Annotated in this window: 22 protein-coding genes, 2 pseudogenes and 1 riboswitch; of the genes and pseudogenes, 18 read left to right on the top strand and 6 right to left on the bottom strand. The window is 43.9% G+C overall.

Annotated features, from left to right (window positions below):
• The 11 genes from VB077_RS14885 to VB077_RS14835 form a co-directional block, all read left to right on the top strand.
• Positions 1-568 (top strand): hypothetical protein (locus VB077_RS14885; RefSeq protein ID WP_323416044.1); only part of this gene is annotated, 568 nt, incomplete at its 5' end.
• 570 nt (positions 569-1,138) lie between these two features.
• Complete coding sequence (locus VB077_RS14880; RefSeq protein WP_323416043.1) at positions 1,139-1,888, top strand: Crp/Fnr family transcriptional regulator; 750 nt, start codon at positions 1,139-1,141, stop codon at positions 1,886-1,888.
• Between the two features lie 29 nt (positions 1,889-1,917).
• Positions 1,918-2,427 (top strand): isoprenylcysteine carboxylmethyltransferase family protein, encoded by a 510-nt coding sequence (locus tag VB077_RS14875; RefSeq protein ID WP_323416042.1) that lies wholly within the window; start codon positions 1,918-1,920, stop codon positions 2,425-2,427.
• Between the two features lie 13 nt (positions 2,428-2,440).
• The gene (locus tag VB077_RS14870; protein ID WP_323416041.1) at positions 2,441-2,701 is read left to right on the top strand and encodes a cupin domain-containing protein; all 261 of its coding nucleotides are present in this window, start codon (positions 2,441-2,443) and stop codon (positions 2,699-2,701) included.
• A 254-nt stretch (positions 2,702-2,955) separates the two neighbouring features.
• Complete coding sequence (locus tag VB077_RS14865) at positions 2,956-3,171, top strand: TRAM domain-containing protein (RefSeq protein ID WP_323416040.1); 216 nt, start codon at positions 2,956-2,958, stop codon at positions 3,169-3,171.
• An 83-nt stretch (positions 3,172-3,254) separates the two neighbouring features.
• Positions 3,255-4,334, top strand: coding sequence for a 23S rRNA (uracil(1939)-C(5))-methyltransferase RlmD (gene rlmD, locus VB077_RS14860; RefSeq protein ID WP_323416039.1), 1,080 nt, complete (start codon positions 3,255-3,257; stop codon positions 4,332-4,334).
• 48 nt (positions 4,335-4,382) lie between these two features.
• The gene (locus tag VB077_RS14855; protein ID WP_323416038.1) at positions 4,383-5,429 is read left to right on the top strand and encodes a hypothetical protein; all 1,047 of its coding nucleotides are present in this window, start codon (positions 4,383-4,385) and stop codon (positions 5,427-5,429) included.
• Between the two features lie 122 nt (positions 5,430-5,551).
• Positions 5,552-6,124 carry a Uma2 family endonuclease gene (locus tag VB077_RS14850; RefSeq protein ID WP_323416037.1) on the top strand — a complete coding sequence of 191 codons (573 nt, stop codon included), beginning with the start codon at positions 5,552-5,554 and terminating at the stop codon, positions 6,122-6,124.
• Positions 6,125-6,297: 173 nt separating this feature from the next.
• On the top strand, positions 6,298-6,618 hold the full coding sequence (locus VB077_RS14845) for a class I SAM-dependent methyltransferase (RefSeq protein WP_323416036.1): 321 nt from the start codon (positions 6,298-6,300) through the stop codon (positions 6,616-6,618).
• A gap of 48 nt (positions 6,619-6,666) precedes the next feature.
• On the top strand, positions 6,667-6,906 hold the full coding sequence (locus tag VB077_RS14840) for a hypothetical protein (protein ID WP_323416035.1): 240 nt from the start codon (positions 6,667-6,669) through the stop codon (positions 6,904-6,906).
• A gap of 99 nt (positions 6,907-7,005) precedes the next feature.
• Positions 7,006-7,419, top strand: coding sequence for a hypothetical protein (locus tag VB077_RS14835; protein WP_323416034.1), 414 nt, complete (start codon positions 7,006-7,008; stop codon positions 7,417-7,419).
• A 270-nt stretch (positions 7,420-7,689) separates the two neighbouring features.
• Here VB077_RS14835 and VB077_RS14830 read toward each other — a convergent pair whose 3' ends face one another.
• The 4 genes from VB077_RS14830 to VB077_RS14815 form a co-directional block, all read right to left on the bottom strand.
• Entirely contained in the window at positions 7,690-8,004 is a 315-nt protein-coding gene (locus VB077_RS14830; protein ID WP_323416033.1) for a hypothetical protein, read from the bottom strand.
• 39 nt (positions 8,005-8,043) lie between these two features.
• Positions 8,044-8,340 carry a hypothetical protein gene (locus VB077_RS14825; RefSeq protein WP_323416032.1) on the bottom strand — a complete coding sequence of 99 codons (297 nt, stop codon included), beginning with the start codon at positions 8,338-8,340 and terminating at the stop codon, positions 8,044-8,046.
• Between the two features lie 40 nt (positions 8,341-8,380).
• Positions 8,381-8,596: a heavy-metal-associated domain-containing protein gene (locus VB077_RS14820; protein WP_323416031.1), complete on the bottom strand. Its 216-nt coding sequence runs from the start codon at positions 8,594-8,596 to the stop codon at positions 8,381-8,383.
• A gap of 124 nt (positions 8,597-8,720) precedes the next feature.
• Positions 8,721-10,601, bottom strand: a complete 1,881-nt coding sequence (locus VB077_RS14815) for a cation-translocating P-type ATPase (protein WP_323416030.1) — start codon at positions 10,599-10,601, stop codon at positions 8,721-8,723.
• 304 nt (positions 10,602-10,905) lie between these two features.
• On the opposite strand from VB077_RS14815, the pseudogene VB077_RS14810 reads away from it, so the two are divergent.
• The 3 genes and pseudogenes from VB077_RS14810 to VB077_RS16650 all read left to right on the top strand — a co-directional run.
• Positions 10,906-11,310: pseudogene (locus VB077_RS14810) on the top strand (hypothetical protein); the annotation flags it as partial.
• Positions 11,279-12,625 (top strand): YecA family protein, encoded by a 1,347-nt coding sequence (locus VB077_RS14805; RefSeq protein WP_323416029.1) that lies wholly within the window; start codon positions 11,279-11,281, stop codon positions 12,623-12,625. The pseudogene VB077_RS14810 and the gene VB077_RS14805, both read left to right, overlap by 32 nt.
• A gap of 101 nt (positions 12,626-12,726) precedes the next feature.
• Positions 12,727-12,942, top strand: a complete 216-nt coding sequence (locus VB077_RS16650) for a hypothetical protein (RefSeq protein WP_416337074.1) — start codon at positions 12,727-12,729, stop codon at positions 12,940-12,942.
• Here the strand turns inward: VB077_RS16650 and VB077_RS14800 are convergent.
• Both VB077_RS14800 and VB077_RS14795 read right to left on the bottom strand, forming a co-directional pair.
• Complete coding sequence (locus VB077_RS14800) at positions 12,908-13,297, bottom strand: hypothetical protein (RefSeq protein WP_416337073.1); 390 nt, start codon at positions 13,295-13,297, stop codon at positions 12,908-12,910. The genes VB077_RS16650 and VB077_RS14800 overlap by 35 nt on opposite strands.
• Positions 13,294-13,831, bottom strand: a pseudogene (locus tag VB077_RS14795) (ABC transporter ATP-binding protein). Before VB077_RS14795 ends, VB077_RS14800 begins: the two are co-directional and overlap by 4 nt.
• 704 nt (positions 13,832-14,535) lie before the next feature.
• Positions 14,536-14,634: riboswitch (TPP riboswitch) on the top strand.
• Between the two features lie 68 nt (positions 14,635-14,702).
• Here VB077_RS14795 and thiM point away from each other — a divergent pair.
• The 4 genes from thiM to thiD all read left to right on the top strand — a co-directional run.
• Positions 14,703-15,551, top strand: a complete 849-nt coding sequence (thiM, locus tag VB077_RS14790) for a hydroxyethylthiazole kinase (protein ID WP_323416028.1) — start codon at positions 14,703-14,705, stop codon at positions 15,549-15,551.
• The gene (locus VB077_RS14785; RefSeq protein ID WP_323416027.1) at positions 15,548-16,264 is read left to right on the top strand and encodes a thiamine phosphate synthase; all 717 of its coding nucleotides are present in this window, start codon (positions 15,548-15,550) and stop codon (positions 16,262-16,264) included. Before thiM ends, VB077_RS14785 begins: the two co-directional genes overlap by 4 nt.
• A gap of 19 nt (positions 16,265-16,283) precedes the next feature.
• Complete coding sequence (locus VB077_RS14780) at positions 16,284-16,946, top strand: HAD family phosphatase (RefSeq protein WP_323416026.1); 663 nt, start codon at positions 16,284-16,286, stop codon at positions 16,944-16,946.
• A gap of 93 nt (positions 16,947-17,039) precedes the next feature.
• Positions 17,040-17,300: bifunctional hydroxymethylpyrimidine kinase/phosphomethylpyrimidine kinase (thiD, locus tag VB077_RS14775; RefSeq protein WP_323416025.1), on the top strand; the 261-nt coding region annotated here is incomplete at its 3' end.

The following is a 17,300-nucleotide window of genomic DNA, read 5'->3' as shown; positions in this document are numbered from 1 at the left end:
TTATGTTCTCGATAATCGAACTCATTCCCACATCGGATACAACCTGTTCCTTGACGGCTCTGTTAACGGCATTAATGCTCAGTTTGCCGTAGCAATCTCCGAAAAGCAGCAACAGTGCGGCGGTTTCCGTATCGGCGATGTGGTTAAAGGCACAGCGTGGACAAAGAAGTATCCCGGCTGGGAGTACGCCGACTATTATCGAGCGGGTGCATTGAAACGAATAAGTGAGGGCGAGGAAACAGCAGAAGATACGTCAGCTCCACCGTGGAGAACCGCTCCGCCCGATATGCAAACATATGAGCGGCGCGGCGCGAGGATGTTGAGTCTTAGTCGTTGGAAAGGCAAGTGCTTTCAATGTATGTGGGCAAATATGGCGAATGTCACGATTGAGTATGACTGGGGTAAATCCCAGAAACATCGCTACGAAAGTTTTTGTTACGGACCCAAATCCTGCAAATTTTATACAATGGGGAAGCCCCGCAACGTTCCCTATAAGGGCAGAGGTCCAAGCTATGATGAGGGATGGCTAGACGAAATCTGCACGGAGCTTAGGGGTGAGGATGATTAAATCGAAGAGCACAGGATAAAAAGTCGGGAAGGAATATCGTGGAGCAATTCGGGAACATGCTTGAATTAATTCAGCTGCAAAGGAGCAGTGTGCTTATATGAGACAGGAAGGAAGAGAATAATGGAATTAAACAAGATTTGTCAGAATTGCATTAGCTTTTTCCGGGACATCAAAGAATCAGATATAGACTTTGGAGTATGCTTAATGGATAGTGCTCTCGACCCTTTTGTGGATGAAACTTTCAGCGTCTTTAGGTTTCACTTAAGATATATTTCTAAGGAAAATAGTGTCCTTTTCAGGCGTTACGCATTAAATAGCCAATGGTATTGCCTCTGCAACACCTAAGAAGCGATTAGACCGTCCATTAGGGTGAAGTACACCTTAAGTGGCGGTCTTTTTATTTTATAAAACTTGATTATAATCGGGGCTTCATAGATTTTATTTCCTGTTCCTTGTGGCAGAGTATCAGTGCTTGAGTAATATTCGTAAATGAATATAATTTATGGTAAGAGAATAAGGCCAAGGCAAGATAATTGCCCGAAAAAAATATGTAGGAATGGGATATTTAAGATGAAGAAAAGCGAGGATGAAATTCAAGGGTGCGATCATCAACAAGGCGGTCATGACCATAACCATCATCATCATGAGCAGGGTGAAACGCATGGAACATGTGCGTCTCTGGTGCCAATTTTCAATCACTTAGAAAAAGAACAAATGGACGAAATTATGGCTGTGACACATTTAGTTTCCTATAAAAAAGGAGAAAATATTTATTGTGCGGGAGATCAGTCAGACTCATTGTACATCGTGGGTAGTGGGAAGGTGAAAATCTACAGGCTTTCCGAATCCGGGAAAGAACAGTTGCTGCGCATTCTGCACCCGGGGGATTTTACGGGTGAACTGGCTTTGTTCAGTGCGACCGTCCATGAAGCATATGCCAAGGCCATTGAAGATACCAGTGTCTGCACCATCAGACGTTTCGAGTTACAAGAACTTTTAATGAAATATCCTTCTATTTCATTAAAAGTATTGGCTGAGTTTTCGAGTAGACTTGAGCAGTCAGAAAAACAGGCGACCTGGTTTTCCACTGAGAAGGTTGAAACAAGGATAGCACTCTTTTTGGCGGAGTGCGCGGATCATGAGAAGCAATCGACGGAGGTTGTATTGCCCATGAACAAAAAAGATATGGCTTCTTATTTGGGAACGACGCCGGAAACTATCAGCAGAAGATTGGCGGATTTAGAAAAGGCCGGATACATCCAACAGATTTCCAATAAAAAAATAAAAATCCTAGATTTGGACGGACTGCGCTTGATTTAGCGTAAAAATAGGGGAAGGTATGGATGGGCATGGATAAGATTCAAAATAGACAGAGGATATCCTACTTTAGCGTGGGGCCTTGCTATGTGACCATCATTACTTTATTAGCCGTTGTGGGCATTCATATTTCCAAGATGGGATATTTATCAGGTGGTTATTTTGAATTTCTAAGAACGCCAATGTCTGTTATGGGTACCATCGTGCTTGGTTTAGCACTTTTTTTATGCATCGAGACGGTGAAAACCAGCCGATTATTTCAACAGATAAGGGACAATAAGCTCATTACAACCGGTGTCTTTGCTTGGGTGAGGAACCCTTTATATACAGGCATCACGCTTATTGTTATCGGGTTTATCCTTCGGAATAATAATCTTTTTCTTCTTCCACTCATTTTTATTTACTGGGGAGCTATGACACGATTGGTGAAAAGAGAAGAGGAAGATCTGGAGAAAATATATGGCGAAGAATATCGGGCATATAAGTCGCGAGTAAATTGCTGTATTCCTTGGTTTCCAGACCGGTTGGGGTATAAAAGGTAAGCCAATTATCGACATGCCTGAAATAGGTATTGTTAATTTGATTATGGAACCAGGAGAGAAGGTTCCTTCCCATAAGACACCCGCGAATGTTCTTTTTCAAGTGATCGAAGGAAAAGGATCGATTACAGTTGGCGATGAGACACAAATGGTTGAGGCAGGGAATATTGTGGTTAGCCCGCTCCAAATTCCCCATTCTTTGGTAGCCGACCAGAATAGTGTATTCTCGGTTTATGTGATGAAAACACCGAATCCTCAAAAGAGTGCTGTGAAATAGATACCATTCAACAGAATATCCAAGCAAAAAAAGTACGTACAAATACAACGTACTTTTTTGAGGAAGCCCTCTTGAGAAACCCGACGGGAAAGAGTTCCTAACGGTCGTCTTGAGAGGGATATTTTTTTTACTGAGCCAAGCTGGACAGGTTAAGATTCATTCCCTAGAATTAGAATAAGAAAGAGCATAAGAGAAATCCAAAACTGCAGATCAAAGTCGCAAGGGAATGATTCCAAGCGGGAAGGAAGAGATCGATGTTGCCGAAAAAGGTTGAGAAGGCGGGAAAGGCTGCCAATGAGAACGGCATAAATGATGGTTCTCTGGAAATAGACTGTCTGAGACTTTCCTCCGACGGATCCGGAGTGGGCTATGATCAAGGAAAAGCGACTTTTGTTCCGGGCCTTTTGCCGGGCGAACGGGGGAAAGCCTTGATTACGGAAAAAAGAAATCCTGGCAAAGGGCGAAACTGATAACCTTGGAAAAAGAAACGAGGGAGCGGGTGAACCCTCCCTGCCGCGTTTTTGATATCTGCGGAGGGTGCCAGCTGTAGCATATGGAGTATGCCGAGACATTAAGGTGGAAGGAACGTTGTGTCAGAGATGCCCTGGAGCGGATTGCAAAGCTGGATTTGGAACGAGTCAAAGTCTACCCCACGATCGGCATGGAGGAGCCGGGGCGCTATCGCAACAAGGTTCGCCTCCATCGGGACCCCTCGGGAGAACTCGGGTATTATCAAGCAAAGGGCCGGGAAACGGTCGCGTTCCCCGACTGTTTACTGATCAGCGAATCCATGAATGAAAACGTGCGGAAAATTCAAGAAGTTCTGGATCGATCGGAATCCTCCGCACCCATTCTGAAGAAGATCAAGAATATTACGCTGCGCGAAAATACAAAAGGGGAAGGCATGGTTATCTTCGACTCCCTTGCTAAGTCAGAACTTCCTTCCGCATTTTTAGATTCTCTTCAAGAGACCTTGGGTATGAATTCTAAGGTTCAATCTGTTTGGGGCCTCAATAACCAAGGAATTCCTGAGTTATGGTGGGGACAGGGGTTTTTAAAGGAAGAGATTCTTGGCCTGTCATTCAATCTATCACCGCTGGCCTTTTTGCAGGTTAATCCCCGGCAAACGCAGAAACTTTACCGCACGGTGTTTGACTGGACCGATATTGCCAAGGAAAGCTTGGTTTGGGATCTTTATTGCCGAATTGGAACGATTACCTTAGCATTGGCTCGGAAAGCGCGCAAAATTTGGGGCATTGAAGGAAATCCCTATGCCGTCAAAGACGCTAAGAGAAATGCGGACTTGAATCATCTTACCCATGCCGAATTCTTACAGGGAAAAGTCGAAGATGTCCTTTGTCAATTAAATGAAACTCCGGATGTTGTTGTCCTCGATCTTCCGCGGGCCGGGGTGGATCCCAGGGTCCTTGAACGCCTAATCGAAGCAAAGCCGAAGCGAATTGTCTATGTGTCCCGTGATCAGGGCACATTAGCCCGCGATGCAGGAATTCTCGAGAGAGCGGGATACCGGGTGGAGAAAGTTCAGCCGGTAGATATGTTCCCGTGGGCGGTGAACGTTGAGACGGTCGTGTTATTGCTAAGGAGACGGGTACATCCTATAATGAAAAAGTAAATAAAACAAAAGTGATTAGAGAATGAGGCGAAGGGACAGGAATTAGGAATGCTGGTATCGGAATTAAAGAAGTTAATGAAAAATTATACCCGGGAAGAACTTGGACTGCTTGCTGTTGAAATGTATAAAGCTATCCCCAAAAAAATCCGGGACGAAAAGAATGTGGATATCATGGTGAAGGATATTCACGCCTTTCTGGCCCAGAATAAGGCTGGGAGGGAAAAGAAAAAAGCCATTGATTTAAGCGTGCTACAATATGAAATCAATCAGTTCCTGTCGGACGCCTACAACCAATATTATTTTGCGCCTAATCAGTTTGTCCGTAAAAAGGAAAGACCAAAATGGCGCTTTAAAGTCAAAGAGTACATCAAAGATTTGGAATCCGTACCTTGCCAGGGAAAGGACGCATTGGCGGCTGCAGACCTTTTGAAGAAGCTGTATATATTATTGTGCGATGCCAGCGTGATCTACCTTTTTAATACGGAGGACCCTTTCCGCTCGGTAGGTATTGAACAGCCTGCCCTGGCCGATCTGGTGATTAGTAGAATCCTTGCTCAGGGAATCAATAATGAATCCCTAAGACAAGCCATCGGGTTGGTGATCGAGGATAAGCATGACCGGGAGACGCTGCCTTCCCACCTGATTCTAAAATTGGTTGGAAACTTAAAAACCCCTCAGGCTAAAAGCATGGCCATCGAGGAATCAAAGCTGTTGAATTCTGAACTCCGGAAAGCGCTACAGACTAGCTCTTCCAACAATAAAAAGCGCTCCTCCAGCCAGACCGATGTCAATCATTACCTTGCGATAAATAAAATCAATAATCTGGTGGAGACCGTTCTACGTTTGGCCTTCGCTTTGTATGAATATGAAGAGGGAATTCGGTACTTCCGCGATAATTATCTTGAGCAGAATAAAGAGATAGCCTTGTATGTCCTGCTAGAGCTGCTCTTTGAATATGATCTGAAAGACTTTTGGCTCAAAGAATATGAGCGGGCACTTGCTCAAGGGATAAAACCGAGAAAAGGCTTGCAAAGTATGGCTGCTTATACTCGGGAAAAGAACGAATTGCCGGATACCTTAGATTATCAATTCTGATTCTAGAAGATAGTTTAACCTGAAAATATGGATATGACGGTGGAGTTGGCAAAGAATGTATAATATAATAGAGTCAAAAGGCTTGGCAAAAGTCCAGGACGAAATACTGGGGGGATCAAAAAGTGATACCCAACAAACAACCGATATCATACGAAGAATTCTTGGAATTAGATCAGGACGATGATAATCTTGAATTTATTGAATTTATTGATGGAAAGATTTATCTTCAATCGGCACCTTCGGTTATTCATCAGACTGTGGTTACTAATCTCTCTACGGAATTTGGTATTTATTTTAAAGGGAAAGAGTGTAGACATTTCGTCGCGCCCTTTGATGTGGTTTTTGAGAATAATGAGAATACCCATAGGGTGCAACCGGATTTAACCGTGATATGCGATAAAAACGGGCTTAACGAGAATAATTACAAGGGGGTACCTATCCTTGTGGTGGAGGTATTGTCCCCTTCTACCGCTTCCAAGGATTATATTCAAAAGATGGATCTGTATATGGGTTTTGGAGTACAAGAGTATTGGATCGTATCCCCTAAAAGCCAGACAGTGGAAGTGTTTTTTCTCAAAGAAGACGGTACCTATTCAGAACCGATTGTATTTTCAAAGGATGATGTAGTGAGATCTGGAGTTTTGAGCGAGCTAGAGATTAGGTTGAGTGATATATTTCCTGATTTCAGAAGATAGAAGCCCAAAAAACGCAAAGTTCCTTACGGTACAAGAGATTCGACGTTTTTAAGCTGTGGGGCTACCGGCTTCAAACAGAGTTTTGCGCCCTAAAAGCCCCTTTTATTAGACCTTTCGAAAGCCCAATGGTATTCTGCTTCTGTATTTTTTACTGGTCTTGGAAGGATTTACAGATGGAAAAAGAAGGACTTCTATTTAATAAAATAGCTCCTGTTTACGGTTTCTCTTTTTATTCACAAGTAAGGCATTACCGCTATATCCTCGACAAAACAAAAGAGGAGTTGGATTTTTCCGCCTATCGAAGCATCATCGACATAGGATGCGGAACAGGAGCGCTGTGCAAGGTGCTTAAGGAATATGGAATGAATGCGACCGGGCTGGATCCTGCCGGGGCTATGTTGTCGATTGCTCAAAAAAAGACCGGAAAAACAGAATCCCACCAACGAGATATTGAGTTCATTCATGGCAATGTGCTCAGTGGGCTTCCGTTTTAAGATAAAAGTTTTGACCTGGCCATATCGTCTTATGTGGCTCACGGGCTTATGCCAAATGGGAGACTGTCCCTTTATAATGAGATGAAAAGGGTCTCGAAGTATGCCGCTGTTTTGTTCGACTATAACGAACGCCGCTCGTTGATTACCGATATTGCTGAATGGCTGGAAGGCGGAGATTATTTCAACTTCATTGGGAGCGTCGAAGATGAACTGCAAAAGCAGTTCGGCAATCTTAAAATTATCAATACCGGCAAGCGCTCCGCTATGTATATTTGTAAAATTGAATAAAATAATTGGTTTGGTTGCTTGCCAAAAGCGCCCGTTTTTAGCAAAGAGAATATAGATTATACATAAGGGCAATATAACTCCTAAAAAGGAGTGTGTATTATGTATTGGAAATATTCCCTTGGTTTTTTAATCGCCTCTCTTATCCAAGCGGCAATCATTGCGGCATCTGAATTCCTCGGCATTTCTACCCTCGGCGCGAAAATAACTTTTGGGCAACTAATGATCCATATTCTTGCTGGGCAAGCAGCCGGATTTTTGTTAATGGTAATAACACAAGGCATAAAGAATATCGCCAAAATAAGCGTTTGGTTGGTTGGTAGTATTTACGGAGCTGTTGTGTGGTTAGCGTTAGTTTCAATCAACTCTGCGCAGGGCACAATCAAGGCCCCCTGGACACAAGGCGCAACTACGATCATAGCAAGTTTACTGGCATTTGTTGTTTATGGAGTAATCGTGACTTACACCATTAAAAAATACGAGGAACAAGGAGCCAATGTACGATGGGGTTGTTAAGAAAAGCGTGATTTATCCGCGCTATTAAAAAAAATAAACACCTGATAAGCGCAATTAAAAGTGGCACTCCGCATCAAGTTAAAGCAGAGTGCCTTGCTATTTTGCCGGGTAGTAATCATCACCGAGGTAATGGGCGTTTCTCAGCATTTTGTCGATGGCGGCTTTATGTCCGCTGACTCTGACATCATACGAATTAACCGCGATGTGCGGAAGTACGTTGAGGAGATAATCCAGAACCCGACCTCCGTTGACGGCAAGGGTTTTCAAGCGTTACATAGTTGACAATATCGCATCAATCTGTGACAGAGCCTTATAGGCATTCTTATATGCCGGGCAAGCATCGGGGGGAATGGCATAGTTTTTTGTGAGGTTCCGAAGCCTTTCCAGTAAAACGGTTGTCCTGCCGGTATCCATGCCACCTTCGAGTATGGTTCGCAGTTCGTCTGTTACCTGTTCAACTTCCATCAATTCAGGATGTTCCGCTCTGTGTATTTTCTTTACTCTCGGCAGGAAAAAATCCAGTGTTCTAAACGATTTCTGTACAGATTTTGGGCAGTTCTTTAAATGATTTGATCTTCCAAACATCTATTTTTCTCCTTTCAGAAGCGTTTTGGCGAGGCCCCTTTAAGCAGCCTTGCTTATCTCTTCTGTAAGCTTTGCCAAAAGTTCATATGTCCTACAATAAGTAGCACATACATCTGCCGGAGCTATAAAGTTTCCTGTTATGGATTTCAGTTCATTTAACAGCTTATTCATTTTCTCATTGTTTTTGCCTAATTTCATACCTTTAAGAATGTCTGTATAGATCTCTCCAACCCTGTAAATCTCCGGATGGTTGCCGCCATGAACACGCTGTACGACGGGTAAAATCTTGTTTAATTCCTCGACATCGCTGCTATTGATAATTTCCTGATACGTCATGATCATGTTCTCCTTTTCCTGATATTTTCTTTTTTAATTTTTATGAAAGCTTCAACACTTCATAGCCTATGCTTCTGACAGTCTCGGCAAGTTTTTCAGGTTCTGTTATCTGTTCATCATACTGCACCTTGGCTTTACTGGAGTTGAACAAGATAGATACGGAATCCACTCCCGGAGCATTCTTCAGCGCGGTCTCAATCTTCTGTGCACACATGGGACAGACCAGTTCTTCCAACTGCATGGTACATTTTTTCATATAGAATGCACTCCTTTTCATTGATATCATAATTTTAATACGGATTGCTCATAAAATACTTGACGCAGATCAACTTTTTGTAATCTATCTTTAAAACTGCGTTTTTTCCACGGCTCATCGTTCTTTATGATTCCTTTGTTCTATGAAGAAGCCGCATGGCATTCAGGATGACCACCAGGATACTTGCTTCATGTACGAACATGCCGCTTGCCATATGGATATATCCGGCAAAAAGTCCCACTAAGAGCAACAGTACCGTACCGACGGCAATCACGATATTCTGGTGCAGAACACCGACTGTCTTTTTTGCCAACTTTACTGCCACTGGGATGCTCTCAAGGTCGGAGCGCATCAGAACCACGTCTGAGGTCTCCACTGCCACATCTGTTCCACCTCCCATCGCAATGCCTATATCAGCAGCAGCAAGTGCCGGGCCGTCATTAACGCCATCCCCTACGAAGGCAACGATTCTGCCTTCCCTCTGCATCCCCTGTATTGCGGAAAGCTTGTTTTCCGGCAGAAGTTCTGCCTGTACTTCATCTATTCCAATCCCCGCTGCAACTGCTTCTGCCGTCTTACGGTTATCTCCCGTGAGCATAACTGTTTTTTTGATGTCCAGACGTTTTAGATTGGCAATGGTTTCTGCTGCGTTGTCCCTAATCTTATCAGAAATAGCAAATAATAATAAAATCTTTTCATTCTCAGAAAGCAGCACTGTGGATGCGCCATTCCCTGCTGCCTCCTGTAAATCCCGCTGCTGCTGCGCTGTCAAAGTGATTTTCTGTTCCGTCATCATCCGTTCGCTGCCCGCCATAATGACATTTCCACCTATGTCAGCACGAACTCCAAGTCCCTTCAATGTTTCACTGGCGACCGTCTTTTCCGCTGTAATATACTGCTTCTTTACATAACTCACAATGGCCTTTGCCAGCGGATGATCGCTTGTACTTTCTAAGGTTACCGCCATCTTCAAAGCCCCTTGAATATCTTCGGTGTAGCTGTAAACCTTTGTCACATCAGGATAACCTGTGGTAAGTGTTCCTGTCTTATCAAATATAAAGGTATCCACCTTTGAGAAAGTTGTTACACTGTCGCCGCCTTTTAACAGTACATTGTCTCTCGCCCCCCGTCCAATACCAGCCACATTGGCTACCGGTGCTCCGATGACCAGGGCTCCCGGGCAGGCAAGGACAAGAACGGTGATTGCCGTATCCAGGTTGCGGGTAATGAGCAGCACAAGCGCTGCAATCACAACGGTTGTGGGAGTATACCATTTGGCAAACCTGTCAATAAATCGTTCCGCCGGAGATTTCGCATCCTGTGCTTCTTCTACTAGAGCGATGATTTTGGAAAAAGTAGTATCCTCTCCCACACGGGTGGCACGCATCTGTAATGTTCCACTATCAAGGATAGTTCCGGCATAGACCTGATCTCCGCCCACCTTATGAGCCGGAACGGATTCGCCGTTGATGCTGGCCTCATTTAAATACCCTTCTCCGAATTCGATGATGCCATCAACGGCTACCTTTCCACCCGCCTTGACCAGTAACAGGTCGCCCTCTTCCACTTCATCTACATCGACCTCCTCCGGTACAACCGTTGGGTTCTCCAATCTCCATGCAGTGGCCGGTGCCATTTCCGTAAGCATTCGGATGGCACTGCGGGTCTTCAGCAGTGTGCGCTGTTCCAGGTATGTTCCAAATTGGAAAAGGAATGTCACGATGGCTGCCTCGCTGTACTCTCCTATAAACATTGCGCCGAATACGGCAATGCTCACTAAAACTTCAATGCCAATGGCTTTCATCCGAAGTCCTGTGATTGCCCGGAAGAGGATTGGCAGTCCTGCTAATACTGTGGCAGCGAGGTAACAAATAATGGTGGCTGTTCTCATATCCGTCAGGCGTTCGGCCAGATATCCTAAGACTGTAAGTATACCTGCTGCAAATGTAAAAGGTGTCGTATACTCTTTAAAGAATTGGTTCAGTTTTCGGTTCCATCTATTCATGTGGATCAACCTCCTATCTGTCTAAATTATAATAAATCCTGCCGGGAAAGTACTTGACGCGGGTCAAGAAATCTGTGGAAGGATCGATCCCGCCGAATTTCTTTTTGATGAAAAATAATTAACACTTTACGACAAGTAAATGTACATCAAAAGGGTATACTTGTATAGGCGCCTGTGAGATTGTAATGCCTAACAATTGGTTCCCAAAAAAGATTGATGATGAAAAAGGTTTGAACTTAGCCTCTTTTCGCAAGATAATGGAAATACTTAGATGAGGTATGTATAATTAATAAGAGGCTGATGAAAAAAACGATTGATTGATGTTGCAAATACAGAACAACTTTTGCGCATTATACTGTCCATTCCGTCGCCAAAAGCAGAACCATTCAAAATGTGGCTTCCTCAGGTTGGGCGTGAGTGGATAGAGGAAAATCTCCGCGATAACATGTCTGCATTAGAACTGGTTCTGAATATGCTTGCTGAGGCCACCACGACCGAGATTTCGAAGACGACAGAACCGCAAACATTTGAAGAAAATAGGCAGGCAGCACGGCGCGGGGGTCGAATCGCAGGAAACACGCGTAAAGAAATTGAAGCGGATACTGGTACATTACGCCTGCTTTGTTTTTCGATATATCGTAGTATTAAAGCACTTTCGAGGGATAGGAGTGAGAAATATGACCAAAGAAAAGGCAAAGAAAATTTTTGAACAATATAACCGCACATCAGACGTCGTCCGTTGCCCAAACGGGAGGGCAGCTATTCGCAAGCAGCTTGATGCCTATGCCAGGGCGGCGGTGAACCTATATGGCATAATCAGCCGTGATGATTTAGTTAATATTTTCAATAAGCAAAACGTTGAAAGGACGACTAACGATGAAATTTATATTCTTCTCCTGCCGCTTGTGTTAAAAAACGGCTGGTACGGTTTTTATAAAGAATACATCGTGCATTATTTGTTTTTCGATGACTTTGACCAAGCCAATTATTTACTGGAACACCAAGCGGACAAACCCCGCTATATACCCGAAAAAAACGAATTCCTTAAATACACTAATGAGGATTACGTAGATAACGATCACTGGTGGAATGTACACCGTTTTATGTTGGACGTTTTTGGCTCCTGCAAAGAGACATCGGAAGGCTATGAGGAAGTAAGAAATTATATAATTTACGGCGATGGGATCAAGGAATTGGGCCCCATTCTGGATAGGCATAATCTTATTTTTAGTGGCGAAAAACAGTTGCGGGAGTTTATAAATCTTATTATGCTTGCAAAAAGCAACACGCGCATCTGGGAAAACAACGGATACACGCCATCCGAGCTTCATGAGATTCTTATCAAACACAATAAAAATATCGTTAAGTTTCCAATATTGCAAAGACCGAAAATCGGTCGTAACGACCCATGCCCATGTGGAAGCGGCAAGAAATACAAGAAATGCTGCGCTCTGTTTGACATCGAAAAAACAGCACAGTTAAGTTCTGAAGAGTGCAGGCTTTTCTATGAGACATGGTATGGCTTAATGGGCTTTGTCAATGAACGGAAGAGTGTAATTAAAGCCACAATCAAGCCGGAATATCCTAACACCGTCAGCGATATGATGATACACAAAGTCAGAGAAGTACTGTGGAAGAAGCCGGAACTAATAGACGAATATATCAGTGAAACAAAACTTCCACAAGAGAAAATCGACATTTTGAAGCTGTGGAGAACGAACCATAAAAAAGGGATGTTCTTTATTTTGGAGTATCAGCCAGAATACGCCGTTGCCATCGCTCTGAACGAGCAGGGTGAAGACAGGCTTTATGGGATAAAAGGGATAAGTAGTTCCATAGCCAACACATTGCTGCAAGAATTGCCTGTGCAGATTGAAACTGTGTTGCTTCCGTTCAAGGGTAAGATTATCTATGATAGCTTTATGAGCTCTGTGCCGATAAGATTTGCGGAAGGTGCAAAGGCGGCCTTCCGTGAGATGTATGACAAAGCCATAAAATACGGGATTATTACAAGCTTGGAATAATGAGACTACTTTGGCGGCTGTATTACACCAAACATCTCGTTTAAAAAAGCCGGAACATTCCCCCATCGATTGTTCCGGCTTGCTTCTTCCCTTCAAGGATATTGGCGGATCTTTTCTGTTTTTGGGTTTGCTTTGTATTTCCATCCGTATACCGTACTGCCTCCACCGGCGATACAGCGGCGGCTATCCGGCCCGGCTTCAAGGTACTGATGAGTACGGTGATGACGGCAAATAGCGCTGCTCCGATGAATATCAATGGGCTGGGGGATACGGACACCGCACTTAATGAGATAACCGGTGAAAATGATGAGCAGTAGTCCCCACATCATCATAATACCAAAACTCCGTGCGGCGCTTTAAAAACTCTTCGTTTTCCACACCATCGCTCAACGCACGGTTATAGGCAATTTCTTTAATCAGCGGATGGGCTTTGACATTGTTGAATTCCTTGTCGGTAATATATTTGAGCACAGCATGGCCGTCACCGCCCGCCTGCCGCAAGGCAGCCTGCTGCAGGCTCTCCATCGTACCGATACCCATAGTAAAAAGGGTAGTAAATAGCACCGCTGTTAGGGCAATGGCAATGATTGCAATCAGATTGCGGGATCTGTTTGACCGAAAGCTTTTGTCTGCCAGATTGCGAATAGCCTTTTTGTTCTTTACCGTAATCATCGGCCATCACCACTCACAATTTTTCCATCCTCAATACGGATGATACGGTCAGCCATCTGGGCGATTTCCTCATTGTGAGTAATCATCACGATGGTTTGCTTAAACTGCTGGCTTGTCACTTTGAGAAGTCCCATGACATCAAGGCTGGTCTTGCTGTCCAGGTTTCCAGTGGGTTCGTCGGCAAGAATAAAAGCAGGCTTGGCCGCCAAAGCTCTGGCAATTGCCGTACACATTCAGTACAGGAACAAGATTATAATTTTGAAAAACAAAACCGATTTTTCGTCTGCGGAAAATGGTCAGTTCTTCATCCTTGAGCGAGAATATATCCTTGCCGTCCACGGTAACCTTACCGCTTGTCGGACGGTCAAGCCCGCCCAGCATATGCAGAAGAGTAGACTTGCCGCTGCCGGATGTGCCTACGATTGCGGCAAATTCCCCGTTCTCCACGGTGAGGTCAACGCTGTCAAGGGCGTGAACAACAGTATTTCCGCTGCCGTAATATTTTTTTAGTTCCTTGGTTTCAAGTATCATCATCTGCTTTTCCTCCAAAAAGAAAATAGTCTATATTGCAGTTGCCAACAATACAGACTATATCATAACAATCTTTCTGCATTCTTTCGTAAATCTAACAGTTTTGAAAGATTTCATTTTCTTCTTGGCAAGAAAACTGAGAAAGATTCATCAAAAACACTTTCATTAAAATTGCCGTCTATGGCTGTGTCCAGCATTCTGCTGATTTTTTCAATTGTTTTCATTACATGCTGTCGATATAAAATAATAGCGATCGCAGCTGCCACTACCGCAATAATGGCAATCCCGATGCAGGCATAATTTAATATGAAATGCTATTCATCATACACCTCCTGTATGTAGATTTTTAGCCGGAATGCGGAAGTCCTCCATAACTACAAAAAGAAAATTGGTTTTTCGTAAAATTTTTGCTTCTGAATAGGAAAGACTGCTTTTATTTTGAAAATTTTCCCGTAACTCCACTATTATTATGAATTGCATTTGCTACTAATTCTTTATCGGTGCCGGTAGGTCCCTCATCCCGTAGGTACTTTTGGTGTTGAATTCCGGTACGGTTAAATCAGGGACATGTCATTAGACGGTCGGGTAAAGATCATTATTGGAATAAAAAGGCGCTGTGTAAAAACACAGCAAAAAGAAACCGCTTGAAACCGCGAGATTTTAGGCTTGACACGAAAGAAAACAAGCGATAGGATATAAAAAACATAATATTTTTGCAGGGGGACTCTTACGAGTTGAGAAGGTAAAACCTGACCCTTTGAACCTGTCAGTTAACACTGTCGTAGGGAAGCAATTCATGATTGAGAATGATTTAGTGCTTTCCTAACAAAGGAGAGCATTTTTTGTTTTATAAATACTGAAAGGAAGAATGTAAATGATTAATAAAGAGGTCATTAAACATCAAATCATTGAGGCAGTGGAAACTATAAGACGGACAAATCCTGTAGCAGGGTCAATTACCAACACTGTAACGATTAATTTTGTGGCTAATGCACAGCTTGCCGTTGGGGGATCAGCTGCTATGGTTTATTTACCTGATGAGGGCGAATTTCTGGCTAACGTCGGTGGAGCCACCTACATAAACGTGGGTACCCTTTTTCCGATCTATGAGGAGACGTTACCTCACGTAGCAAGGGTTTTGCATGATACGGGAAAACCATGGGTCCTGGATCCGGTGGCCATCGGTATAGGTTCCCTTAGAACTCAGCTGTTACGGCAGTTTAAAGAGTATAAACCCTCTGTGATTAGAGGAAATGCTTCGGAAATTATCGCCTTGGCAGGATTGTGGGGTTTAGACGGCGGTACAGGTGTATCCAATGTCCGTGGTGTTGACTCTACGGATTCGGTAAGTGCCGCCAAGGCCGCGGCTGTCGCGCTGGCCAAGTGGACAGGCGGGGCAGTTGCCGTATCGGGTAAAACGGATTTAGTAACCGACGGTGACCTCATAGCCTTCTCCCAAGGAGGGTCCCACTTTATGGAGAAAATTACCGGGGCCGGCTGCTCCTTAGGTGGGGTCGTTGCGGTCTATGCAGCAGCCACCTCACCATTTATCGCGGCACTTACCGCTACTGCGGTTTACAATTTAGCGGGAAACCGGGCTGAAAATAAGGTGGACGGTCCCGGAAGTTTTCAGATTCAGTTCCTTGATGAACTGTATAAAGCAACTGCTGCGGATGTTGCTAACAATCCATTTGAACTTGAGGAGGTTCAGAACGAAAAATGAGTATCAGAAAAAACCTAGACATCTCAGCATACTTGGTGGTAGGCCCTGAGAATACAAAAGGACGGCCCGTTGCTCCAATCATTAAAGATGCAGTTGAGGCCGGATTTACATGTGTGCAAATCCGTTCCAAGATAGCCTCTGCTCGGGAATTAATAGAGTTAACTCGTCAGGCTTCAGAGGTCATCGCCCAAGCAGGCAAGTCAGATGAAGTAGCGTTGCTGGTGGACGACCGCCTTGATGTTATCTTAGCTGCAAGAAAACAAGGGATAAAGGTTGATGGCATCCACGTCGGACAATCCGATATTCCAGTGGAAGTTTGTCGGGAATACCTAGGCGACGATTCAATTGTTGGCTTATCAGCTAGAACCCATGAATTATTCGAGTATATTAAAACGGCAGATGTTTCTCAGATTGACTATTTTGGCGCCGGACCGCTGCACGAAACAAATACCAAACCAGACTGCGGGCTCGATCGGGATGGAAAAGTGGTCACTCGGAGTTTTGCTGATATTGCTAAGCTTGCTAAACTAAGCCCGATTTCGGTGGTAGTCGGTGGCGGTGTTAAGCTTGTCGATATTCCTCAGCTTGCCCAAACCAGAGTCCATGGTTTCTTCGTCGTGACCGCTGTGTCAGAGGCTGATGATCCTAAGGTGGCTGCTGCTGATCTCGTTAGAACTTGGAAACTTCATGCCTCAGTTGGGCATAAGAATTAACCGAAAATATAGGTGAAGAATGATTACGGGAGCAATTTTTGACTTAGACGGAACCCTTCTGGATTCTATGCCTATCTGGGATAAAGCTGGCGAAATATTTTTGCACACTATAGGGATAGAGGCAGAACCTGGGCTTGCTAAAATCATGTTTTGCATGAGCATGACAGAAGGGGCGGAGTTTTTAAAGGAAAGATACCATCTGGACCTGGATGTGGATGCAATTATTGCGGGAATCAACCATACTATTGAAAATTTCTATTTTTATCAGGTCCAATTAAAGGAAGGTGTGGAACAGTTCTTAAAAGATATGCGGCTCTCAGGCATTAAAATGGTCGGAGCAACATCTTGTGACAGGCAGGTTTTCGCAAGAGCCCTGGAAAGACTGAAGGTAATCCATTGTTTTGACAGGATATCTACATGTACTGAAATAGGTTCCGGCAAAGAGAAGCCGGATATCTATCTTGCTGCAGCTGAACATATGGGAACACTTCCAAAGGATACATGGGTTTTTGAAGATGCACTGTTCGCCATTCAATCTGCAAAAAATGCCGGTTTTAGGACAGTCGGCGTATTTGATGCTTCCAACCTTGAAAACTTAGATGAGATTAAAAAAGCCAGTGACTTTTACCTGGAGAAACTAGACACTTTTAGTATTTTTTTGGCCAAAGCATCTTCCAAATAGATGTTTTCAGCGGCAAATTGGGGGCACCACCTTTTACCGCTATATAAAATTAATGATAGAGAAAGCCGTATATACAGCGGAATGGAGAAAAAGATGAAAACTGCATTAACAATCGCGGGAAGCGATTCTTGCGGGGGCGCCGGCATCCAGGCAGATATTAAGACAATGACTGCAAATGGCGTATATGCCATGAGTGCGGTTACTGCACTGACTGCACAGAATACAACCGGTGTTACAGGCATTATGGAGGTCACTCCGGAATTTTTAGGCAAACAGTTGGATAGTATTTTTACCGATATCTATCCGGATGCAGTTAAGATTGGAATGGTTTCATCGGCTGGATTGATTGAAACC

This window comes from Desulfitobacterium sp. (assembly GCF_034927245.1).
Classification (GTDB): domain Bacteria; phylum Bacillota; class Desulfitobacteriia; order Desulfitobacteriales; family Desulfitobacteriaceae; genus Desulfitobacterium_A.
The sequence above is the reverse complement of the archived record's forward strand: the minus strand, read 5'-3'. Positions and strand labels throughout refer to the sequence as shown.